Raw genomic sequence first — 21,489 nt, forward strand, 5'->3', positions numbered from 1 at the left:
ATTCTGCGACCGTAAGCAAGACCATGGGGTGGTCCGTCGCGACCCTCATCGGGGTTGCCGGTCTGGTTCTCTCGGTTTTCGCCGCCGAGCTATGGCACCGGAACCTGCAGACCACCGCCATCGACGACTTCGAAGACGAGGCGACCAGACAGGCTTCGCGGCTGGAGCAAAAGTTCGAGGCCGCACATTTCTTGCTAAACACCTTCGAAGCTCTTTATGCCGCTTCGACGCACGTGACCGAGCACGAATTCGGCGTCTTTACCGAGGCTCTCTTCTTGCACATCGGGATGCGCCATTCGGTGCGGCCAGCGATCAAGGAGTTTGGCTGGATCCAGTGGACGCCCTCTCAAACACAGAAGTCGTTTCTTAGTAACGGCAATCGGGAGGTGGTTACCATCGACCTGCTGCCTGAAGCGCAAGAGCGCTTCTCCAGAATCTTCTCCACACAGATTCCGGATCGTCGAAACTACTTTTTGAGAACACCTCTGTTTTCCCATCACGATCAATCCGCGGACAGCCGGACGGTCGTTCTGATCGAACCGGTTATTCATAAGCAGGTCGGCGGAGCCGCGCGCGGAGAGCGCCCGCTCGGAGGTAAGTTTATACGAGCGCCGAAGATCCAAGGGTTCGTTTTCGTAACAGTCGATATCGACTATCTCATAGAGGCGGTAAATTCGGCTGAGTCCCGAGTGCCGGCGCAGATAATAAGATTCACGGGATCTTGGCCCGGGATTCAAGAGGATCTCACGCTTGTCGACAAGCCAAACCCCTTTGGGGCGGGGGAAGCTGCCGAGCAGGAGACTCTGGACCTGCCGATCGCTATGGCGGACCTTCCCTTCTTGATTACCTTCGCCCCGTCCGAACCGACTGCTTTCAAGCCCTACGGCAAAGAAGAGTATCTTATTGTCTTCTGTGGTCTGCTCTTGACCGGTGTGACGATTCTCTACCTGCTTTCAGTCGCGCGTCAAAACCAGGCTTTCCGTCACGCAAAGCAAGCGGCCGAGCGCTCGAATGAACAGCAGTCCCGTTTCCTGGCGAACATGAGCCATGAGCTGCGCACGCCGATCAGTGGAATCGTCGGTATGACGAAGCTGATCGCAAAGTCCAAGTTGGGTCAAAAGGAGAGGGTGTATCTGAACGGTCTGATCGCCTCGGCCGAGTCGCTTTTGGCGATCATCAACGACATTCTCGATTTCAGCAAAATCGAGAGCAATCAGCTTGAGTTGTGCGAACAGCCAACGGACATAGCCGAACTGCTGCGGAGTGTCGGAACGCAATTCGTTCCAGCCGCGCGAGACAAGGGCATAAAGCTGAAGTTGCGATTTTCACCGAGCGTCTCTCCACAAGCCAAGGTCGATCCTCTTCGTCTCCGGCAAGTTCTCTCCAACTTGATCGGCAATGCCGTGAAATTCACGGAAGAGGGGCAGGTGATCATCTGCGTGGAACAGGTCCCGCATCCGGAAAACCCGACTCTGGTCCGGCTGGTCTTTGCGATACGAGACACCGGTGTCGGGATAGGCGAGGAAGCGCAGTCGCGCATTTTCGAGCGCTTTACGCAAGCCGACGTCTCAACCACCAAGAAGTTCGGCGGCACGGGGCTCGGTCTGGCGATCAGCCGGCAGCTGGTCGCGATGATGTCCGGAGAAATTGACGTTCGGAGTCAGCTAGGCGAGGGGACCGAGTTCAAGTTCTGGATCCCGGTTCTCGTCGTTCCCGCCACCGAATCGGCACGTACCGAGATGTCTGAGTCTGCTGCGGTCGACGCTGGACCATCCGATGTGGGCGAAGAGGCACTCACCCAGGCGCAGAGGCTTCAAGCCGTCGCCAACCCTCCGCCGCAGCAGGCATCGCCGGTGGGGTCTTCAACTGCTCAAGGAAACGCGGCGGCGAAGGCACGGGACGATCTGAAGGTTCTGTTGGTCGAAGACGATCCGATCAACAGACTCTATGCAGAAGCCGTGCTCCGCAGCCGCGGATGCCGCATAACCGTGGCTATCAACGGCATGGAGGGTGTCGAAGCGGCCAAGGCCGAGCCTTTCGATCTCATTCTGATGGACTGTCAGATGCCGGTTCTGGACGGCTTCGAGGCCAGCCAAAGGATCGCGAGCCTGGTTTCCGAGGGAGCTGTACACCCGGTGCCCATTGTCGCTCTGACCGCGAACGCGCTGAAGGGCGACCGGGAACGTTGCCTCGCCGCCGGGATGACCGACTACCTGACCAAGCCCCTGGATGAAAGGGAGCTATCTCGTTTGCTCCGGCAGTTGACGAAGGGAAGCGGGCCGCAAACCGAAGCAGCGACGACAACTAACACGCCCTCGCAAGTGTTCAGCTCCCCCACTGCCAGTGCTGCGCCAGAGCCCCTAACGTCGACCTCTCTCACGCCGCAGCCTGTCGTTCCCCTGTCGGATGAGGGGCGGCACGAAACGTCGTCGCCATCGTCTGCAAGACGGATGAAGCTCTCGGATTCGCCGGACTTGATCGATCGGGAGGCCTTGGCGAGCTTTCGGGCGCGTATGAAGACCAAGTTCCCGGCGATGGTGTCGATCTACCTTGAGGATACGGAGCGGTACATTCGGGAAATCGCCGAGTCCTTCGGCAAGGGTGAGCTTTCCGAAGTGATACGCCCGGCTCACACCATCAAGTCGTCGAGCCGGATCGTGGGGGCGACGGCCGTCTCCAAGTTGGCGGCCGATCTCGAGGCGCTGGCCAAATCGTCGCCGCAGCATGACACGCCGGCTGCGGATCTGTCCGCGGTCTTCGCCAATCTTGAGAAAGCCTTCGCTCTAACACGCCCTCAGTTGAACTGATTGCGCCCCAGTGGGGACAGACTTGGGTGGAGGGGCAGAGCCTCGACAGGCACTGCTACTGGCCGAGTCCAGGAATCAGTATGACGGGCCAGAAGGCCGGAAGCACGGCGAGCGATGCGGTCTTTCCCCACTGGGTGAAGACGATTCCCCGCCGGACGGCGTAGGACAGCCAGAAAAGGGCCAGCAGCGTGATCGTCGTGATGGCGCCGAACTCTCCGGCGGAGATGAAGCCCACGGCGCCGCCGGGAAGCATCACCTCGCCGGGTTCGATACCCAGTACCTTGAAGGAACCGATGACGAGCCGGCCGAGCGAGATGTTCGAGATGGCGATCAGTGCGAAGAGCACGTGATCCATGTGCCGGCCGATGTCGCCGCTGCGTGCCGCACGCCAGGCCAGCGCTAGGCAGACTGCGCTCGCCCCGACCAGGACGGTGATCTGCAACGTACTTGCCAGGGATGCGACGCCGCGACCGATCACTGAGGAGTCCCAGAGCATCACCATGCCGGTCGCGACGTAGGCCAGATAGACCGCGACCACGATGCTGCCCTGCCGACGATGCCACGTGCGGTTTCTGCCGCTGTCCGATCTGTTCGCTCCGGCTCGTCCCTTGCGCTGTCCGGTCATCTTCAAGCCGAGCAGCGCCTGCAGCGGGAAAGCGACGAGCAGAAAAACGCCGACCAAGGCATGAGTGGTGTGTGCGATCGGTGCGATGTCCTGATAGGCCGTGCGCACCGCCCATTCTCCGGTCACCGCCCAGATCGCGTAGGACAGCAGGAACGGCAGGACCAGCATGACCAGGGCCGCGATCAGGTAGCCGGTGAAGAGCCGGCGCGGCGGGGCGGCAAGCCGGTCGGCCGTCGCCGCCGGTGTCTGGGCCGGAGGCTGTCGAAGGGATGCAACATCGGTCATCGCTGGCCTACGGGCGTCCTAAAGGTGTCTTGGCAAAAAAGTCGATCCGGACAACCGAATGCTCAGCGGCAGTCTAGCGCTCCTGCGACGGGTCGATCTGTAATCTGCTTTACAAAGCTCTGTCCGAAGCCTTCGTCGAGTTGCGACAGGCAGCCAGAATGTCCGGTAACGTGAGGCAGATTGGGCGTGCGACCGCATGACCGCCCGAACACTCCGGACACGAATTCTGTTATATCCTTGTGGCCCGAGGCATCGACGGTGGTATCGAGATCGCCTAAACGCGCAGGGCCGCGGTGAAACGCTGGCCCTTGTGTGGATCGAAGGCGGTTTCCAGGTCCAGTCCGCTGTCCTGCACGCCACGACAGACCTGAAAGTTCAGGATCACGTCGACCGTGACGCCGTCGCTGGCCAGCGGAAGGTAGAGACGTTCCGTCAAAACCTCGACGGAACGCGACGGCAAGGGCACGCGGGCGCCGCTATAGAGCGGACGGCGCTGCGCGAAGACCCACCTGTAGAGCGAAAGCTGATAGCTACGGTAGCTCGTGGTTTTGAAGAACTCCGAGAGGCGCCGACCCGTCGGGTTGATCTGATCCGTGTCGACCAGATGGCTGCCGACCAGACGGAAGCGGAAGTCGGCACCCTCGTCGAGCACCTCGGACAGCTCGATATAGGGCAGCAGACGCGGAATCTCCGTGGGGTCCAGGTCGCCGCGCGACGGCAGACGGGCGGAGCGCCACTTGGACTGCCAATAGCGCAGGCCGTCGCGCAAGAGCTTGCTGCCGATTGCCTCGGGTTCGATCTCTTCCGGGGCGATGTCCCGCAGATCGACTTCCCCCAGATTGATCTCTCCGAGTTCCACTCCGCTGGGCTGAATCCCTTCCAGGCCGACTTTGGAGAGGCTCGTATTCGGCGGGCCGTTTTCGTTGAGATACGGCGACGCCTCAAGTGTTTTGAGCGGCACGGCTTCGCCATCAATAGAGGCCGTTTCTTGCGCGTCCGCTTCGAGTCTCGCCGTCCCGGCCTGCGGCGTTCCGGCAGCCGTAGGTGGAATCTTGGTGTGTTCTGGCATGCTCGTCCTTTTGCCGTCACCGCGGTCTCTGCCTGCTGGAGCGGTCGGCCTATGCACTGCATACTGAAGTTCAGCCAAGCTTCCTGCTTGTGCGCCCGGGGCTTTTTGCCCTACCACGATAAGGAAATCGACCTTGTTCGGTTGCATTTATATAAAAATAATCACTTAGAGGGTGAACGAATGGGAGAGTGGTTGCTACGCTGTCGTCGTCAGGCAAGGGGCTTGAGCGGCACGATCTTCGGTGGTGCAACGGCCCTTGCGGGTACGGCCGCCATCGTCCTCGCCCTGGTGTCCGTCGATGGGCGGATCGCGCAGGCGGCCGACAACCTGCCGGAGGTCGAGACGCCGGACTTCGCGGATGTCGACCGGGTGCTGGACTCGCTCGAAGCGATGAAGGAATCGATCGAGGAGGTGCAGGAGGACGAGGGGTGGCGTGCCCTGCGTGCCGCAGACCAGTGCGAGACCGCCATCGACATCATCGAAGACAAGATGACGGCCGCAGCCTATGACGCAGAGGCCGGCGAGCGCAGCTGGCGCCTCTGCCATCAGCGCTATCAGTCCCTGAAGCTGCATTAGAGCGAAGCTGCATCAGAGCAAGCTGAGGGTGCGGTTCACGCGCTTCAGCGAGGCCGCGCAGCCTTCATCGAGCAAGACCGTGTTCTAACCTGTCGGATCCTTGCCCGACTGCCTTGCGGTCGGTGGGTCGTTGCGCTCTCCGCTCTCCTCATCGGCGAGTGGCAGGAAGCGGCTTCTGGCGGTCGGTCGCCCCAGAGCATGGCGGTCGATTGCGGCCGACTTGACTAGGGCATAGACCGCGGATCCTGGCCTTAGGCCCAGTTGCCGTTTGGCGCGGCTTGTGATGCGGGCCCAGAGTGCGGCACCGCCCACGTCCAGGCGTACGTCGATTTGTGCGGCGTCTTCGTCTCCCAGGTCCATCACGCGGGCGGGGAAGACGTTCTGGATCGAAAGCCCCCGGGGGCGCTCGCTGGCCAGGGCGATGTCGCGCGCCCTGATGCGCAGCCTCAGCTCGCTGCCTTCCGCGACGTCCAGGCGTGGAACCACCAGGCGCCCACCGGCAAAGTCGAGTTCGCTGAGATCGTCGTCGAGATCGTGGTGGGCCAGAGTGGCGACGATCACCGAGCCGGCCTCGTAGCGTCCGGTCAGCGGACGCAGGTCCAGCCGGCTGGTCAGCTCCTCCAAGGGTCCGCTGGCGACGATCTGCCCCTCGGAAAGCAGCACCAGCGTGTCGGCCAGACGCACGATCTCCTCCATCGCATGGCTTACGTAAACGACCGGCAGCTTCAGGTCGTCCCGCAGGCGTTCGATGAAGGGGAGGATCTCCAGCTTGCGTGTCTGGTCCAGGCTGGCCAGAGGTTCGTCCATCAAAAGCAGGCGGGGATTTGCCAGCAGAGCGCGGCCCAGCGCCACCCTTTGTTTTTCGCCGCCGGACAGCAAGCCCGGGCGCCGGGTGAGCAGAGAGTTAAGCCCCAGCAGCTCGACCACCTCCGCCAGGCCGGTCCGTCGTTCCTGCGCGGGCGCGCGGCGCCAGCCGTAAAGCAGATTGTCCTGCACGGTCAGGTGCGGGAAGAGCCGGCTTTCCTGAAAGACGTAGCCGATCCGGCGGCGATGGGCCGGCAGGTCGATGCCTTTCGCGCTGTCGAACAGAGTTTCGCCTCGTAGAACGATCCGGCCTCGATCGGGGCGCAAGAGGCCTGCCAGCATGTTGATCAGCGAGGTCTTGCCGGAGCCGGAGCGACCGAAGAGGGCCAGAACTCCCTCGGCCGGATGGGTCAGTTCGGCTTGGAGCCGCAAAGCGCCGAGGCGCTTGTCGAGGGAGATCTCCAGCATCAGCCGGCAACCTGCCTGCGCAGCCTGCGCGCCAGCAACTCGGATCCGGCAAGCGCCAGCAGGGCCAGCAGGACCGAGACCATGGCCAAGCGAAGGGCACCGGCCTCGCCGCCCGGTGTCTGGGTGAAGGTGTAGAGCGCCAGCGGAAGCGTTCGGGTCTCGCCGGGAATGTTGGACACGAAGGTGATCGTTGCGCCGAACTCACCAAGCGAGCGTGCGAAGCCGAGCAGGAGAGCGGCCAACAGGCCCGGTGCCATCAAGGGCAGGGTGACGGTGGCGAAGACCTGCCAAGGCGGCGCGCCCAGGGTGCGGGCAGCAGCCTCCAGCTTGCGGTCGACCGTTTCGAGCGACAGCCGCATCGCCCGTACCATCAGCGGAAAGGCCATGACGGCCGAGGCGACAGCGGCCCCTTGCCAGGTGAAGGCGACCGTGAGGCCGAACCAAGCGTCGAGCAGTTGGCCGAGTGGACCGTTGCGCCCCAGCAGCACGAGCAGGAGATAGCCGATCACGACGGGCGGTACGACGAGCGGTAGGTGAATGAGACCGTCGAACAGGAGCTTGCCTGGGAAGTCGCAGCGCGCGAGCAACCAGGCAGCAGCCAGAGCCGGCAGCAGTCCGCCGGCGACGCTCCAGAGCCCGACGCGGAGCGAAAGCTCTATGGCGGCGATTTCGTTCGCCGAGAGGTCGAACATGGACGGGAACCCGAGGTCTAGCCGGCCGGCGTCGGCTGTGGCGGCGGCTGGGGCATTTGCCGCGGCTTCGCCTGCGGCGGTGCGATGACCGTGAAGCCGTGGCGCAGGAAGATGGCGCGCGCCTGAGGGCTGGCCAGGTAGCGCAGGAACTCTGCAGCCGCCGGATGGTCGCTCTGGGCGGTCATGGCGGCCGGATAGAGGATGGGGCCGTGGCTCTGGGTGGGCAGGGCCGAGACCACGCGAAGCTCCGGAAGCAAGGCCGCGTCGGTCCGGTAGACGATGCCAGCCGGAGTTTCGCCGCGCGCGACCAGTGTCAGCGCGCCCCGCGCGTCCGAGGTGCGGGCCAGTCTCCGTTCCAGGGCCTCCCACTGCCCCAAACTCTGCAGGGCCTCCTTGGCATAGAGGCCGACCGGAACGTGGTCCGGATCGCCGACCGCAAGCCGCGCGGTTCCCAGGGCGTCGGCCAGGTCGCAGTCCTTGGGCGCGCAGAGGAAGTCGCTGTCGACCGAGCTGACCACAACCAGACTGTTGCCGAGCAGGTCGATCCGGGTCTCCGGCCGGATTGCCTCCTGCTTCTCCAGGTGGTCCATCCACTTCACGTTGGCGGAAACGAAGAGATCCGCTGGAGCGCCGGCCTCGATCTGCCTGGCCAAGGTCGAGGAAGAGGCAAAGGAAACGGTGCCGGGAATCCCGGTCCGAGCCTTGAACTGCTCCAGCGCCTCGGTCATGGCGTCGGTCGTACTGGCGGCGGCGAAGAGCGTCAGGCGTTCGCCGGCCTGAAGCGACCCCATCTGCAGGGTGAGAGCGAGGCTGATGAGCAGCAGCAGCGCTCTGGGCATGATCCGTACCTTCTCGGCGAATATCGTGGATATATTCGGTACGATACGACGCCCGTTATAGTCAACGATATATAGCGCGGGTTCAAGGCGGAACGCTTACCCGAATCGGCAGTGGGTTAGCGGTGTCCGCCGTGAATGAAGGCTGTCAGGGCGTCGATCAGACCCTGGTCCGCAAAGGGAGACAGGGCAGAGGCGTCGTTTGCGGCCTCGCCCGCGACAAGGCGGTCGAGAAGCGGGGGAAGGTCGCTTTCCGTTTGGGCCACCAGAAGCCCCGGGCGTCCGCCGAGGCGGCGGGCTGTGGCCTGCTGGTGGTCGTTGCGATGTTCCTTCAGGTCGGCGCGTCGCGGCAGGATGACGATCGGCTTTCCATAGCTCATCGCCGTGATGATCGAGCCCATGCCAGCGTGGGAGACGATGAACTCCGCTTCGCTGCAGCGCTGCCGGTGGAGAGCCGGTGGCAGACTCGCGACCCATTCGAAGTGCTTCGGTCTGTAGCCGGCGCGCTCGGTGATTTGTCCGAAAAGGTCGGTGCCCCGGCCCGTTGCCGCGCACCAGTCGTCGACGGCCCTGACCAGACGGTCGAAGGGTTCCTGCGTTCCCAGAGTCAGAAAGATCAAAGCACGGCCCCTCGGTAGTGGGGACCGCCCGGCTTGGCCAGGTCTTCCCATTGGGTCAGCCAGAGGTGGGCGTGAGGGCCGACCTTGCGGCCCGAAAGGGACAGCTCCTCGGCATTGGCGATGCTGTCGACCCAGGCCGTTCGGGCACCGAACAGACGCCCCAGCCGCAAGGCGAAGTAGCCTGGTGCCGCGCCCGTCGAGATGACGATGTGGGGGCGGCTGCGAAACACGATGACAAGGAGCTGCAGAAGGGACCGCAGGAGCCGGAGCTTCTGCCAGCGGTTCGCATCGAGGATCACTTGAAACTTCGGTGCGGGCTGTCCGCGCGCGGCGGCGTCCGCAAAAACCTCCGCTTCGTAGCCGGGTTCGGTCGTGACGTAGGTCACCTGGCACCCGTCCCAGGCCGGCCGCAAGCGGCAGAGCTGCACCCAGTGTCCGCCACCTGAGGCGACGACCAGCACGCGGCGCTGTGCGTTCATGAGTTTCGGATCCTTTTTGGACGTGCATCCTGCCGCGACAGGATTTGCGGCAGCGACAGATCTACAGGCAGATCTATAGACTGTGACAGACAATACCTTAGAGCAGGTTTAGAGCACGATCCTGCACTAATGGTTCGAGGTGTCGTTGTCGTCGCGCTGCGGCTCCGCCATCAAGGGCGCGAAGGCCTCCAGGTCGTCGGCAATGGCCGCCGCCGCTTTTTCCTCGAGCGCGCGGTAGCGGGTCAGCACTTCCCGCCCAAGGTCGGTCAAGCCGCTGCCGCCCCCGCCGCTGCCGCCCCGCGCGGCCTCGACCAGGGGCGCGGTGAAGCAGCCGTTCATCGTCTCCACCAGCAGCCAGGCCCGGCGGTAGGACATGCCCATCGCCTTGGCCGCGCGGGTGATCGAACCCTCCTTGTCTATGGCGGCGAGCAGGTCCGCCTTGCCGGGGCCGATGGCGATGGCTTGGCCGAGCAGAACGCGCAAGCGCGGCCCGTCGCTCGCGTTATCGCTCGACCCCCTGCCGACCGAAACCAGATTGTCCTCGTTTTCCCCGTCGTCCATGGGCCTACTCGGCCGCTTCGGCGACGGCGTTCAAACGCTCGAAGCCGTTCTCAAGATCGTCGATCAGATCGCCGGGATGCTCTAATCCGATGTGCACGCGCAGGGTACGATCCACGGCGTCCCAACCGGTGGCCGTCCGCATCTTTTCGACGGGGCTGGGGACGATCAGGCTCTCATAGCCGCCCCAGGAGTAGCCGAGGCCGAAGTATCTCAGGCTGTCGAGCATGGCTTCGACCGCTCGCGGGGGAAAGCCCGGTTGCAGCACCAAACCGAACAGGCCAGAGGCGCCGTCGAAGTCGCGGTTGAAGAGCGCGTGTTGCGGGTGATCGGGCAGGGCCGGATGCAGCACACGCTCGACCTCGGGCCTCTGCGTCAGCCACCGCGCCACCCGCAGGGCACTGGCCTCGTGACGGCGCAGGCGCACTTCCAGGGTCCGAAAACCGCGCAGGGCCAGATAGGCGTCGTCGGCCGAAACGCTGTAGCCCAGAAGATCGGACTTGCTCCGCAACTGCTGCACAGTCTCGCCGTCGGCCGACACCAACCCCAGCATAACGTCCGAGTGTCCGCCCAGGTACTTCGTGCCGGCTTGGATCGAGACGTCGACGCCCTGTTCCAGCGGTCTGTAGAAAAGAGGCGTTGCCCAGGTGTTGTCGAGCGCCGTCTTCAGGCCACGCCGCCTTGCGACCTCCACGTAGGCCGGTACGTCGCAGAGTTCGAACGAGTGGGAGCCTGGTGTCTCCAAATAGATCAGGCGCGTGTTCGGGCGTAGCAGATCCTCCACGGCGGTGCCGAGCCCGGGATCGAAGTAGGTTGTCTCGACCCCCAGAGGACGCAGCAGGCCGTCGCAGACCCCGCGTGCCGGTGCGTAGACGTTGTCGGTCATCAGGACGTGATCGCCGCTTTCGACGAAGGCGAGCAACGCCAGCGTGTTGGCGGCTAGTCCGCAAGGAACCAACAGCGTGTCCTCGGCGCCCTCCAGATCGGACCAGGCTTGGCGCAGCGCGACATGCGTCTCCGTCCCGAACCGGCCGTATTGAACGAAGTCCGGCTGACTGTGGCCGGTCGCGCCGGCGCGCAGACTCGCGAGGTCGTCGAAGAGAATTGTCGAGGCACGCGACACCGGCGGATTGACCGGTCTGCCGCCACGGGTTCGCACATCGCGTCCCTGGTGCGAAAGGCGGGTCGCCTGTGCTGCCGGTTGCCCGCTGTTTCCCTTCTGCTCGGCCATCTATTTCCGTTCTTCCTGATGGAGAATGTCTCGCGGCCTTCCGCGCGTCTCCCCGCTGCTCTGACCGGCTGCCTGCAAACCGCCTCCCGGATCGGCGAGACCGGCCGTTTTCCGAACGATCTCTACCCTAGAACGATCAACTTCGTGTGTAGCCCGACGCCCGGTCAGGACGGACCTGTAATGATCTTATACCGTGAGTCTGATGTCATCCTAGCCGCCGCGCCAAAGCAATCGCACAGGACGTAAAAAGGCCAGCGTCTTCTAAGGGGAGAAGGCCGGCCTGGATGCATTGGATAAAGTCGCGGCAATTGCCTTGTGTGGTCGAATGTTTCATCTTGACTGCACGCGGTCGGCGCGAAAGGATATTTGCCTGTTGTGCGGTGCAATATCGGCCGAACGTCGACCGCCCAACCAATGAACCAAGCAAACAGGACGAACAGGGAAGGTCCTCTAACGATGACACTGATGAAGCTTATGACGACCGCCACGGCGGTCGGCTTGATGACGATCGGCGCCGCTTCGGCGCAGACGTTGGATGCCGTGAAGGAGCGCGGTTCCATTCAATGCGGTGTCACCACCGGCCTGGCCGGTTTCGCCGCCCCGAACGACGTGGGCGAGTGGCAGGGCTTCGACGTCGACTTCTGCCGCGCCATGGCCGCGGCGGTGTTCGGCGATCCGAGCATGGTCAACTACACCCCGACCACGGCTAAGGAGCGTTTCACCGCGCTGCAGTCTGGCGAGATCGACCTGCTGGCCCGCAACACGACCTGGACGTTCAGCCGTGACGTGAACCTCGGGTTCGAGTTTGTCGGCATCAACTACTACGACGGCCAGGGCTTCATGGTCCGCACCGATCTCGGCGTGGATTCCGCGCTCGACCTCGACGGCGCCAGCGTCTGCATTCAGACCGGCACTACGACTGAGCTCAACCTGGCGGATTACTTCCGGACCAACGGAATGAGCTTCGAGCCGGTGACCGTCGATACCGACAGTCAGGCTCGCGAGGCCTACGAAGCGGGGCGCTGCGACGTCTACACGACGGACTCGTCGGGCTTGGCCGCGCAGCGGTCTGCCGTCAGCGATCCCTCCGCGCACAAGATCCTGCCGGAGATCATCTCCAAGGAGCCTCTGGGTCCGCTGGTTCGCCACGGCGACAACCAGTGGGGCGACATCGCCCGTTGGGTGCTGAACGCCATGATCACGGCGGAAGAGCTGGGCGTCACCTCCGAGAACGCCAGCGAGATGACGGAATCCGACAATCCGGAAATCCGGCGTTTGCTTGGCAACGAGGGTGAGCTGGGCGCGATGCTCGGCCTGCCCAACGATTTCGCCTACAACGTCGTGACCATGGTCGGCAACTACGCCGAGGTCTACGAGCGCAACATCGGCGTCGACACCCCGCTCGGTCTCGAGCGTGGTCTGAACGCCCTTTGGACGGACGGGGGTATTCTCTACTCGCCGCCGTTCCGGTGATCCTCTCGGCCCGCAACCGCAACAGGTTGCGGGCCGATTGTCTTTCGTTGCCGGCTACGTCCGCGGATGTTGCTGGGGACGTCTGCGCCCGGAGCAGGTGGCCAGGGAGCAGGTGATTGCCGAAGGTCTGTCCTCGTCGCCGAAGCGGAGCGGCGCTGATGGACGTGTTGGACGAAGGATCTGCCGGTCGGTCTGGGAACGGCCGGAGCATAATGGAGCCTCGTCCGGGATTCAGCTTGGAACGTCGGGAAGGTGGACGACGGCAGTGCGGCAATAGACCGTGCATCCGTCCGGTTCGATCCGCCTTTATTTCGGCATAGGTCGCAGCTTCGCAGGCGGAACTGTCCAGGTTCGAGGCCGGGGCTGTGGGGGGTGCAAGGATGGCTGTCGAGACGGCTGGTGAAGATCAGAAGTCGCTGAGTTCGCTTTGGACCGATCAGCGCTTTCGTGCGGTTCTGTTCCAGGCGCTGACCCTGGGTGTGACCGGTACGTTCCTGGCTTTCATCATTCAGAACACGGCGGCCAACCTCGAGAACCGGGGTATTGCCACCGGCTTCGGGTTTCTCTGGAGCCAGGCCGGCTACGAACTCGAAAATACGCTGATCGAGTACGGTCCGACCAATACTCACGGCCGTGCTTTCATCGTCGGGCTGCTGAACACGCTGCTGGTCGCCGCGGTCGGTATCGTAATCGCCACCGTTCTGGGGTTTATCCTCGGTGTGCTGCGTTTGACGCCGAACTGGCTGCTGAGCAAAGCGGTCTATTGGTATATCGAGATCGTGCGGAACGTTCCGCTGCTGCTGCAGATCTATTTCTGGTACGCGGTGATGCTGGCGCTGCCGACGGTCCGGGAGTCGATCGACCTCGGCTTCGGGGCCTTCATCAACAATCGCGGCATGCAGGCGCCGGCCCCGATTTTCGAACCGGGCTTCATAGCCATCCCCATCGCCATGCTGGCTGCAGTGATCGCGACCGTGACGCTGAAGCGCTGGGCTAAGAAGCGACAGGAGACGTCAGGCCAAATCTTCCCGGTCTTCTGGGCTGGCACGGCTCTCGTCATAGGTTTGCCGATCCTGGCCTACTTCGCCGCCGGGATGCCGCTGGACTTCGAGATACCTGAGCTCGGCCGCTTCCGTTTCGTCGGCGGGTTCACCGTCTCGCCGGAGTTCGTGGCCCTGCTGCTCGCGCTCTCCACCTATACCGCCGCCTTCATCGCGGAAATCGTTCGCGCCGGCATTCTCGCAATCAGTCACGGTCAGACCGAGGCAGCCTACGCTTTGGGGATCAAGCCGAGTTGGACCATGCGCCTGATCATCATTCCGCAGGCGCTGCGGGTGGTGGTGCCGCCGCTGACCAGTCAGTACCTGAACCTGACCAAGAACTCTTCGCTCGGGGTCGCCATCGGCTATCCGGAGCTGGTCGCCACCCTCAGCGGCATTACGCTGAACCAGACGGGGCAGGCGGTGGAGTGCATTGCCATTACGATGGCGGTTTACCTGACCATCTCCCTGCTGATCTCGTTCTTCATGAACATCTACAACCGCCGTATCGCCCTGGTGGAGCGCTGATCCATGGTGATGTCGGAAAGCCAAGTCCCCCGAGACAGCGGTCAGGTCTACGAGCCGGGTCAGCATCCCGATCTGCCGCCGCCGGCGGGCACGGTCGGCCTGATCGGCTGGCTGCGCCAGAACCTCTTTTCGGGGCCGATCAATGCCATCGCTACGGTGATCGCTGCTTTTGCGATCTATTCCGTGGTCGTCCCCATCGTGAACTGGGTGGCGGTCGATGCTGTGGTCAGCGGCGAGGATCGGCGACTCTGCGACCTGGGGCGGACGGCCGGACTGATCGGGTCCAACATCGCCGCCTTCGACGCCAATGACTTCGCCCTGGATCCGGAGGCACCCGGCCTGAGCGAGGAGGCTGCGGCGGCGGCCACGGTAAGCAAGCGTCTCGCCGATAGCGCATTCGACAATATCGCCGGATCGCTGGCCATCTTCCTCCAGCGCTACGAGGGCATGCCGCCGGAGTTGATCCCGGCCTCGCTCGATCCGGTGATGGCGGAGGTGCGCCCGGCCGAGCTGCTGCCGGAGCTGCAGGCGGCCGTCTCCGCCGGCAGCGTGGCGGCCGCGGAGCCCCTGTTCACGCAGTTGCAGCCGCTGATCGACTGGGGCGGCGCCTACGACGGCGCTTGCTGGGTCGTGATCAAGCAGCGCTGGGTGCTGTTCATGACCGGCTTCTACGACCGCTCGGAGAACTGGCGCCCTCTGTTGGCCGGGATCGGGCTGGTGATCGCTGTGGCGCCCCTGCTCTTCACCGGCCTGCCGTACCGCAAGCCGTTGCTCTACTTCGCTGCGGCCTATCCCTTCTTCGCCTACTATCTGCTGACGGGTGTCAATCTGGCGGCCTCGCCCATGCGGTTGGTCCTTGCCGTGATCATCTTGATCGCGGCGGGCGCGGTGGTCTGGATGCGCGACATCTCCGGCCGATCGCGTCTGCTGCCCTTCGCCTATGTGGCGCCGGTCCTGGCGATGCTGGTACTCTTCGGCTTCAGCGGCGACCGTCCGATGGTGGACTTCGAATCCGTCACCAGTCAGGTGCGGGCAACGGCGGAGATGGTCGCAGAGCGTGACGACCTGCGTCAGGGCGATCGGATCCTGGTGACGGAAGGTCTGATCAGCCAGTTCACGAGCGGCAGGCTTTTCCTCTTTGGGTTCGGACTGGCCCCGCTCTGGTGGCTTGCCTGCATCGGGATCTTCGGGTTCGGTCTGACCAAGGTCCTGAAGCATGCGGCCGGCCGAACCAGCGAAGTGGAGTGGCGGGTCTGGGCGCCGCTCGCCGCGACCTGTAGCCTTGCTGCGGCCTTTCTCTTTTTTCTCGCCGGGCAGGCCATCTTCGAAGGCGTCATCCTGGTCATCGAGTCCACGGACAAGTGGGGCGGTCTGCTGGCGACCCTGGTGTCGGGAATCGTCGGCATCACTGCTTCCTTGCCGATCGGGGTGGTGCTGGCGCTCGGACGGCGTTCCAAGATGCCGATCGTCCGCATGCTCTGCGTGTCCTTCATCGAGCTGGTGCGCGGCGTTCCGCTGATCACCATTCTCTTCATGAGCTCGGTGATGCTGCCGCTTTTCCTTCCTGAGGGCGTCAACTTCGACAAGTTCCTGCGGGCCTTGATCGGCGTTGCACTCTTCGCGTCGGCCTACATGGCGGAGGTCGTGCGCGGCGGTCTGCAGGCGATCCCCAAGGGGCAGTACGAGGCCGCCGATGCCATCGGGCTGACCTATGCCAAGTCGATGCGGCTGATCGTCTTGCCGCAGGCCCTGAAGATCGTTATCCCCGGGATCGTCAACACCTTCATCGGCCTGTTCAAGGACACGACCCTGCTGGGCATCATCGGGATTCTCGATCTGCTGCAGGTGGCCCGTTCGACCAACACCGACGCCGCCTGGATCGGCTTCTTTGAGGAGACTTACGCCTTCGTCGGTATCGTCTTTTTCATCTTCTGTTTCGGCATGTCGCGTTACTCGATCTACCTCGAGGGCAAGCTCGAAACGGGCCACAGGCGACGCTAGCCGCATAATGCTGGAGTAGAGTTCAATGAGCGATGCAGAGATCTCGGGCGCCGGCCGGTCGATGACGCCTCAAGGCCAGACCGTAGACCGTTCCAGGCTGCAGGTCGGCGACGAGATCGCGATCGAGATCGTCGGGATGCACAAGTGGTTCGGCGAGTTCCACGTGCTGAAGGACATCAATCTGACGGTCCACAAAGGCGAACGCATCGTGGTCTGCGGCCCTTCGGGATCGGGCAAATCGACCCTGATCCGCTGCATCAACCGTCTGGAGGAACATCAGCGCGGCGACATTGTGGTCAACCGCGTCGAGCTGACCAGCGACGTCAAGAATATCGCCGAGGTGCGGCGCGAGGTCGGCATGGTCTTCCAGCACTTCAATCTCTTCCCCCATCTGACTGTGTTGGAGAACTGCACGCTGGCGCCGATGTGGGTGCGGCGCTTGCCGAAGCGAGAGGCCGAGGAGATTGCGATGCAGTACCTGACTCGGGTGAAGATCCCGGAGCAGGCGCAGAAGTATCCCGGGCAGCTTTCCGGCGGACAGCAGCAGCGCGTCGCCATCGCCCGATCGCTCTGCATGAATCCCGCGATCATGCTGTTCGATGAGCCGACTTCGGCACTCGACCCGGAAATGATTTCAGAGGTGCTCGACGTCATGATCGGCCTGGCCGAGTCCGGCATGACCATGATTTGCGTGACCCACGAGATGGGGTTTGCCCGAAAGGTCGCCAACCGCGTCATCTTCATGGACGGCGGCGAGATCATCGAGCAGAACGAGCCGGAAGAGTTCTTCAACAATCCGCAGTCCGACCGCACCAAACTCTTCCTCAGCCAGATTCTGAGTCACTAGTTTCTGATCTGTTGGAAGCTAGGGCCGGGCTACAACCGGCTTGCTTCGTAAGCGAAACGGCGCAAGCATCCAGCCCGGCCAGAGGCGGAGCTGTGCGGAGGAAGCATGCGGGTTCGGCTGATCGTCTCTCCTTACGATTCCGGGCAGAAGCTTCGACGTATGGGCTGCGGCCCGGACCGCTTGCTCGACGAGGGGTTGGCCGCGGCGCTTGAGGCCGATGGCAGCAACGTGGAAGTGCGGCGTATTGAATTGACGGAGGCCTTTCCGAGTGAGATCGCCGTCGGCTTTGCGGCCATGCGCGCCGTGTCCATGCAGGTAGCGGCCGCTCTTCGAGACCGCGCCTTGCCGGTCGTTCTGGCCGGTAACTGCAACACCACGGTCGGTGCCGTAGCGGGACTTGGAGCGGAGCGCAGCGGAGTGCTGTGGTTGGACGCTCACGGCGACATCAATACTCCGGATAGCTCGGAGAGCGGTTTCCTGGACGGCATGGGGGTCGCGGTGTTGACCGGCCGGGCCTGGACTCGGCTGGCGCAGTCGGTTCCGGGTTTTACGCCGCTGCCCGATGCGCGTTTGATCCTGGCCGGCGTGCGGGATCTCGATCCGGACGAAAAGGCGTTGCTTACCCGCTCTGCTATTTCCGTCGTCAATGACGCGACGATCCGCAAGGCCGGGGCCGAAGCAGCCCTCGGCCCGGTGCTGACGGAATTGTCGAAGCGGATCGGAAGCTTGCACCTGCATCTGGATCTGGATGTACACGACGCGGCGGTGGCGCCGGCCAATCACTTCCGGCCACTGGGTGGCCTGACGCCTGCGGAGGTCGGTGCGGTCATCGAGGCCACGGTGGCACGCTTGCCGCTCGGCTCCCTGGCCGTCACCGCCTACGATCCGTCGGTCGATCCCTCCGGGATTACGGCGGCCGCCGCCATCGACCATGTCCGTCGTGCCGTCAGTGGCGCAGCCGAACAGAGGCGAGCGCGGAGAAGCGCTTAACCCGCTCGCGCGAAGCGCAGCGCCTCCTCGGCGGCGCGCATCAGGGCGCGGGCCTTGGAGACGGACTCCTGATGCTCGGCCTCCGGGTCGCTGTCGGCAACCACGCCGCCGCCGGCTTGGACGTACATGGTGCCGTCCTTGATCAGCGCCGTGCGCAGCGCGATACAGGTGTCCATGTCGCCGCCGGCGCCGAAGTAACCGACCGCGCCGGCGTAGAGGCCGCGCCGCTCGGGTTCCAGCTCGTCGATGATCTCCATGGCTCGGACCTTCGGAGCGCCCGACACGGTACCGGCGGGAAAGCCGGCGATCAGCGCATCGAGTGCGTCGAGGCCGGGACGCAGTTTGCCCTCGACGGTCGAACTGATGTGCATGACGTGGCTGTAGTTCTCGATCACGAATTTGGCGGGCACCTCCATGGTGCCGATCTGCGCCACCCGGCCGACATCGTTGCGTCCCAGATCCAGCAGCATCAGATGCTCGGCCAGTTCCTTGGGGTCGTTCAGCAGATCTTCGGCCAGTTCCCTGTCTTCCTCTGGCGTTGCGCCGCGCCGTCGGGTTCCAGCCAGCGGCCGGAGGGTAACTGTCTCGCCACGCAGCCGCACCAGTACTTCCGGCGAAGATCCGACGGCGCAGAAGTCGCCCAGGTCCATGAAGAAGAGAAACGGGGAGGGGTTGAGACGGCGCAGCGCCCGATAGAGCGCGAAGGGCGGCAGCTTGAAGGGGAGCTGAAAGCGCTGCGAAGGGACGACCTGGAAGATGTCGCCGGCGGCGATGTAGTCCTTGGCGCGCACGACCATCTCGCGGAAGGCTTCCGGCGCCATGTTGGAGCGCGGCTCCGGCAGGCTGTCCGCCGTCTCGCTCCGTTCGCGCCGGTAGGGCAGGGAGCGCCCGAAGTCTTCCACCGCTTCCGCCAGACGTTCGCGGGCCAGGTCGTAGGCGGCCGTCGCGTCCACGCCGGCGCGCGGCCAGACGGGCGTGATCACCGTCACCACGTCCTCCACCCGGTCGAACACCGCCGTCACGGTCGGGCGCACGAAGAGCGCGTCGGGAATGCCCAGGGCATCCGGATTTTCGTCCGGCAGCCGTTCCATCAGGCGCACGGCGTCATAGCCCATGTAGCCGATCAGGTTGGAGGCCATGGGCGGCAGCTCGGGCGGCAGCTCGATCCTGCTGTCTTCGATCAGGTTGCGCAGCGACTCTAGCGGCGCGCCCTCCAGCGGGACGAAGGCCGTGGGGTCGCTGCGGGCCTGACGGTTGATCTCCGTCGCCGTCTGCCCGTCGTCCGCTCGGCGGCAGCGCCAGATGATGTCCGGCTTCATGGTGATGAAGGAGTAGCGGCCGATGGTGGCGCCGCCTTCCACCGATTCGAAGAGGAAGGAGTAGGGGCGGTTGTCGGTGAGTTTCAGGAAGGCGGAGACCGGTGTCTCCAGGTCGGCGATCAGGCGTGTGAACACCACCTGCGGCCGTCCAGCGTCATAGACGCTTCGGAAGGCCTCCGCCCCGGGCGTGCAGAGCATGACCGTCAGAAGTCCGCAAGAACACGGTCGATGACCGCTTGATTTACGGTGACCCCGTACGCGCGTTCGAGAGAGGTGGCGTAGAGATTCAGCACATCGCCAGCCAGCGCGCCCTGCAGCTGGCTGCGCAGCGCGGCCACCTCCGCTTCGGATGCGGCGGGGTCGGCCTCGACGATCTCCGTCAGCACGGCGACGATCTGTCCGTTGGGCGCGCTGGCGATGGTCGGCTGGCCGACCTCCAGTCGGAACAGCTGGCCGGGAAGCCGCTCGGAGGGCGTGACCGCGGGGTCGCTTTCGTCGCGGGTCATCGCTTGACTCGTCCGCACCTCCAGGCCTTCCGCCTCGGCCACCCGTTGCAAGGTCTGTCCTTCCTCCAGCCGTGCTACCAGGCTGGCGGCACGCTCCAGCAGTTGGCTGTCGCGTCGATCCGCGATCCAGTCGGCAATCACCTGGTCGCGAATCTCCTCCAGCGGACGCGGCGCAGGCGGAATCACGCCGTCCACCCGCAGGATGAAGTAGCCACCCTCGTCGGTCTCCAGCAGCAGGGAGGTATCGCCGGCTTCCGTTGCGAAGGCGGTTTCGCGAAAGATCTGGGATTGGGGCAGCCCCTCGATCAGGTCGCCCTGTCGGTCGGTGGCGTTGCGGCTGTAGGCCTCCAGATCGCGAACGGGTACGTTCAGGGTCTGCGCGGCTTCTTCCAGCGTCGCGCCGCCGGCCAGTTCGTCGTCGAGCTGGTTGGCGATGGAGATCAGCTCGTCGATGGCCCGACCGAACAGAAGCTCCTCGCGCAGTTGATCGCGGACCGTGTCGAAGCTGGGCGTTTCGCCTTCCTGGATCTCGCTGACGTACAGTAGGTGCCAGCCGAAGCTGGTCTCGACCGGACGGCTGGTGGCGCCGCTCTCCAGGGTGAAGGCGGCCTGCGCCAGCTCGCCGGGCAGGTCCGACTGCTGGACCAGGCCGAAGTCGACCGGCGGCTGCCCGGTCAGTTCGTCCGCCAGGATCGCGAAATCCGCGCCGGTCTGCAGGCGCTGAACCGCCTCGGTTGCAGCGGCTTCGTCGTCGAAAATCATCTGCGAAACGTTTCGACGCTCCGGCGTGCCTAGGGTCGCGCTGCGATCCGCGTAGGCCGCTCGCAGCTCTTCCTCCCCGATGGCCATTTCCGCGATCAGCGCCTGGGGGCTCAGATCGATGAAGGTCAGCGTCCGGAACTCCGGCGCCATGTAGTTGTCCTGCGTGTCGTCGTAGAAGCTCTGCAGCTCGACGGTGTCCGGCTCCGCGATGTCCTCCAGGCTATCGAAGGACAGTTCGACGTAGTCGGCGATGCGCCTCTGGTTCTGGAAGCGATAGAGCCCCTCCGCCAGAACCTCTGGCGCCTGGATGCCCAGGCCGATGGCCCCGACCACCCGGTCCCGCACCACCTGAGCGGAGAGGCGTTCGAGAAACTGGGCCTCCGAGATGCGTTGGTTTCTGAGGAAGGCTTCGAAGCGGTTGCGGTCGAAGGTATTGAGCGCGTCGCGGAAGTTCGGATCGCCGACGATCTCGGCGCGCAGGGTGTCCTCCGTGACCGCAAGGTTCAGGTCATTCGCCTGCTGGATAAAGAGCGCCTGGACCACCAGGCGGTTGAGCGCCTGTTGCGGCAGGCCGATGGCCTGGGCCATCTCGGGATCGATCTGGCGGCCGAGCCTTTGACGCAGAAGGCTGTAGTCCTGCGCGAGGTTGCTCCGGAACTCGGCCTCGGAGATGTCGTACTGGCCGACCGTGGCGACCGTCTGGGTATGACCGCCGCCACGGAAGATGTCGCCCACGCCCCAGATCGCGAAACTTGCGATCAGCAGACCGAAGAGTGTGTAGACGAAAATCTTGGCAACGATGCCGCGCAGAAAGTTCATGAGGTCCGAGGTCCGGTTGATTGAGAGCCGCGTGACGCAGGCTTGTTGATGCAGGCTTTCCTGAAGGCGCGCATCCTAGAGTGCGATCGTCTCAGGTGGAAGCGTTAGGCTTCCACCTGAGACGTGAATCGCCCTCTAAACCTTATGATTAGAG

The 21,489-nt window shown here is 64.0% G+C and carries 18 protein-coding genes; 7 read left to right on the plus strand and 11 right to left on the minus strand.

Annotated features, from left to right (window positions below):
- Nucleotides 1-191: 191 nt before the first annotated feature.
- Nucleotides 192-2,807 carry an ATP-binding protein gene (locus tag ACO054_RS06140; RefSeq protein ID WP_421709558.1) on the plus strand — a complete coding sequence of 872 codons (2,616 nt, stop codon included), beginning with the start codon at nucleotides 192-194 and terminating at the stop codon, nucleotides 2,805-2,807.
- Nucleotides 2,808-2,862: 55 nt separating this feature from the next.
- Here the strand turns inward: ACO054_RS06140 and ACO054_RS06145 are convergent, their stop codons facing one another.
- On the minus strand, nucleotides 2,863-3,717 hold the full coding sequence (locus ACO054_RS06145; protein ID WP_421709559.1) for a hypothetical protein: 855 nt from the start codon (nucleotides 3,715-3,717) through the stop codon (nucleotides 2,863-2,865).
- Between the two features lie 274 nt (nucleotides 3,718-3,991).
- Nucleotides 3,992-4,786 carry a PAS domain-containing protein gene (locus tag ACO054_RS06150; protein WP_421709560.1) on the minus strand — a complete coding sequence of 265 codons (795 nt, stop codon included), beginning with the start codon at nucleotides 4,784-4,786 and terminating at the stop codon, nucleotides 3,992-3,994.
- A gap of 222 nt (nucleotides 4,787-5,008) precedes the next feature.
- Here ACO054_RS06150 and ACO054_RS06155 point away from each other — a divergent pair, with 222 nt between their 5' ends.
- Nucleotides 5,009-5,362, plus strand: coding sequence for a hypothetical protein (locus ACO054_RS06155; protein ID WP_421709561.1), 354 nt, complete (start codon nucleotides 5,009-5,011; stop codon nucleotides 5,360-5,362).
- Nucleotides 5,363-5,446: 84 nt separating this feature from the next.
- On the opposite strand, the gene modC is transcribed toward ACO054_RS06155, so the two are convergent.
- From modC to metC, 7 genes are all read right to left on the minus strand, one after another.
- Nucleotides 5,447-6,634, minus strand: coding sequence for a molybdenum ABC transporter ATP-binding protein (modC, locus tag ACO054_RS06160; protein ID WP_421709562.1), 1,188 nt, complete (start codon nucleotides 6,632-6,634; stop codon nucleotides 5,447-5,449).
- Nucleotides 6,634-7,326 carry a molybdate ABC transporter permease subunit gene (gene modB, locus ACO054_RS06165; protein WP_421709563.1) on the minus strand — a complete coding sequence of 231 codons (693 nt, stop codon included), beginning with the start codon at nucleotides 7,324-7,326 and terminating at the stop codon, nucleotides 6,634-6,636. Before modB ends, modC begins: the two co-directional genes overlap by 1 nt.
- A 17-nt stretch (nucleotides 7,327-7,343) precedes the next feature.
- On the minus strand, nucleotides 7,344-8,165 hold the full coding sequence (gene modA / locus ACO054_RS06170) for a molybdate ABC transporter substrate-binding protein (protein WP_421709564.1): 822 nt from the start codon (nucleotides 8,163-8,165) through the stop codon (nucleotides 7,344-7,346).
- A 116-nt stretch (nucleotides 8,166-8,281) separates the two neighbouring features.
- On the minus strand, nucleotides 8,282-8,782 hold the full coding sequence (locus ACO054_RS06175) for a glycosyltransferase (RefSeq protein WP_421709565.1): 501 nt from the start codon (nucleotides 8,780-8,782) through the stop codon (nucleotides 8,282-8,284).
- The gene (locus tag ACO054_RS06180) at nucleotides 8,779-9,261 is read right to left on the minus strand and encodes a hypothetical protein (protein WP_421709566.1); all 483 of its coding nucleotides are present in this window, start codon (nucleotides 9,259-9,261) and stop codon (nucleotides 8,779-8,781) included. Before ACO054_RS06180 ends, ACO054_RS06175 begins: the two co-directional genes overlap by 4 nt.
- A 126-nt stretch (nucleotides 9,262-9,387) precedes the next feature.
- Nucleotides 9,388-9,822 carry a winged helix-turn-helix domain-containing protein gene (locus ACO054_RS06185; protein WP_421709567.1) on the minus strand — a complete coding sequence of 145 codons (435 nt, stop codon included), beginning with the start codon at nucleotides 9,820-9,822 and terminating at the stop codon, nucleotides 9,388-9,390.
- 4 nt (nucleotides 9,823-9,826) lie between these two features.
- Entirely contained in the window at nucleotides 9,827-11,050 is a 1,224-nt protein-coding gene (metC, locus tag ACO054_RS06190) for a cystathionine beta-lyase (protein ID WP_421709568.1), read from the minus strand.
- Between the two features lie 456 nt (nucleotides 11,051-11,506).
- Between metC and ACO054_RS06195 the strand changes: the two genes are divergently transcribed.
- From ACO054_RS06195 to ACO054_RS06215, 5 genes are all read left to right on the plus strand, one after another.
- Nucleotides 11,507-12,523 carry an amino acid ABC transporter substrate-binding protein gene (locus ACO054_RS06195; RefSeq protein WP_421709569.1) on the plus strand — a complete coding sequence of 339 codons (1,017 nt, stop codon included), beginning with the start codon at nucleotides 11,507-11,509 and terminating at the stop codon, nucleotides 12,521-12,523.
- A 380-nt stretch (nucleotides 12,524-12,903) separates the two neighbouring features.
- Nucleotides 12,904-14,091 carry an amino acid ABC transporter permease gene (locus ACO054_RS06200; protein WP_421709570.1) on the plus strand — a complete coding sequence of 396 codons (1,188 nt, stop codon included), beginning with the start codon at nucleotides 12,904-12,906 and terminating at the stop codon, nucleotides 14,089-14,091.
- A gap of 3 nt (nucleotides 14,092-14,094) precedes the next feature.
- Nucleotides 14,095-16,092, plus strand: a complete 1,998-nt coding sequence (locus ACO054_RS06205; RefSeq protein ID WP_421709571.1) for an amino acid ABC transporter permease — start codon at nucleotides 14,095-14,097, stop codon at nucleotides 16,090-16,092.
- A 136-nt stretch (nucleotides 16,093-16,228) separates the two neighbouring features.
- Nucleotides 16,229-16,939, plus strand: a complete 711-nt coding sequence (locus ACO054_RS06210) for an amino acid ABC transporter ATP-binding protein (protein ID WP_421710336.1) — start codon at nucleotides 16,229-16,231, stop codon at nucleotides 16,937-16,939.
- 105 nt (nucleotides 16,940-17,044) lie between these two features.
- The gene (locus ACO054_RS06215) at nucleotides 17,045-17,929 is read left to right on the plus strand and encodes an arginase family protein (RefSeq protein ID WP_421709572.1); all 885 of its coding nucleotides are present in this window, start codon (nucleotides 17,045-17,047) and stop codon (nucleotides 17,927-17,929) included.
- Here the strand turns inward: ACO054_RS06215 and trpE are convergent.
- Complete coding sequence (trpE, locus tag ACO054_RS06220) at nucleotides 17,926-19,446, minus strand: anthranilate synthase component I (RefSeq protein ID WP_421709573.1); 1,521 nt, start codon at nucleotides 19,444-19,446, stop codon at nucleotides 17,926-17,928. The two genes, ACO054_RS06215 and trpE, sit on opposite strands and share 4 nt — an antisense overlap.
- Before the next feature lie 5 nt (nucleotides 19,447-19,451).
- Nucleotides 19,452-21,335: a peptidyl-prolyl cis-trans isomerase gene (locus ACO054_RS06225; protein WP_421709574.1), complete on the minus strand. Its 1,884-nt coding sequence runs from the start codon at nucleotides 21,333-21,335 to the stop codon at nucleotides 19,452-19,454.
- Nucleotides 21,336-21,489 lie beyond the last annotated feature (154 nt).

Origin of the sequence: Algihabitans sp. (assembly GCF_965226985.1) — a bacterium.
Classification (GTDB): Bacteria; Pseudomonadota; Alphaproteobacteria; order Kiloniellales; family DSM-21159; genus Algihabitans.

Excerpts from the sequence above, each read along its gene's own strand:
- ACO054_RS06145 (WP_421709559.1), bottom strand. The coding sequence starts at position 3,717 with ATGACCGATGTTGCATCCCTTCGACAGCCTCCGGCCCAGACACCGGCG.
- ACO054_RS06150 (WP_421709560.1), bottom strand. The coding sequence starts at position 4,786 with ATGCCAGAACACACCAAGATTCCACCTACGGCTGCCGGAACGCCGCAG.
- modC (WP_421709562.1), bottom strand. The coding sequence starts at position 6,634 with ATGCTGGAGATCTCCCTCGACAAGCGCCTCGGCGCTTTGCGGCTCCAA.
- modB (WP_421709563.1), bottom strand. The coding sequence starts at position 7,326 with ATGTTCGACCTCTCGGCGAACGAAATCGCCGCCATAGAGCTTTCGCTC.
- modA (WP_421709564.1), bottom strand. The coding sequence starts at position 8,165 with ATGCCCAGAGCGCTGCTGCTGCTCATCAGCCTCGCTCTCACCCTGCAG.
- ACO054_RS06180 (WP_421709566.1), bottom strand. The coding sequence starts at position 9,261 with ATGAACGCACAGCGCCGCGTGCTGGTCGTCGCCTCAGGTGGCGGACAC.
- ACO054_RS06185 (WP_421709567.1), bottom strand. The coding sequence starts at position 9,822 with ATGGACGACGGGGAAAACGAGGACAATCTGGTTTCGGTCGGCAGGGGG.
- metC (WP_421709568.1), bottom strand. The coding sequence starts at position 11,050 with ATGGCCGAGCAGAAGGGAAACAGCGGGCAACCGGCAGCACAGGCGACC.
- ACO054_RS06195 (WP_421709569.1), top strand. The coding sequence starts at position 11,507 with ATGACACTGATGAAGCTTATGACGACCGCCACGGCGGTCGGCTTGATG.
- ACO054_RS06200 (WP_421709570.1), top strand. The coding sequence starts at position 12,904 with ATGGCTGTCGAGACGGCTGGTGAAGATCAGAAGTCGCTGAGTTCGCTT.
- ACO054_RS06205 (WP_421709571.1), top strand. The coding sequence starts at position 14,095 with ATGGTGATGTCGGAAAGCCAAGTCCCCCGAGACAGCGGTCAGGTCTAC.
- ACO054_RS06210 (WP_421710336.1), top strand. The coding sequence starts at position 16,229 with ATGCACAAGTGGTTCGGCGAGTTCCACGTGCTGAAGGACATCAATCTG.
- ACO054_RS06215 (WP_421709572.1), top strand. The coding sequence starts at position 17,045 with ATGCGGGTTCGGCTGATCGTCTCTCCTTACGATTCCGGGCAGAAGCTT.
- trpE (WP_421709573.1), bottom strand. The coding sequence starts at position 19,446 with ATGCTCTGCACGCCCGGGGCGGAGGCCTTCCGAAGCGTCTATGACGCT.
- ACO054_RS06225 (WP_421709574.1), bottom strand. The coding sequence starts at position 21,335 with ATGAACTTTCTGCGCGGCATCGTTGCCAAGATTTTCGTCTACACACTC.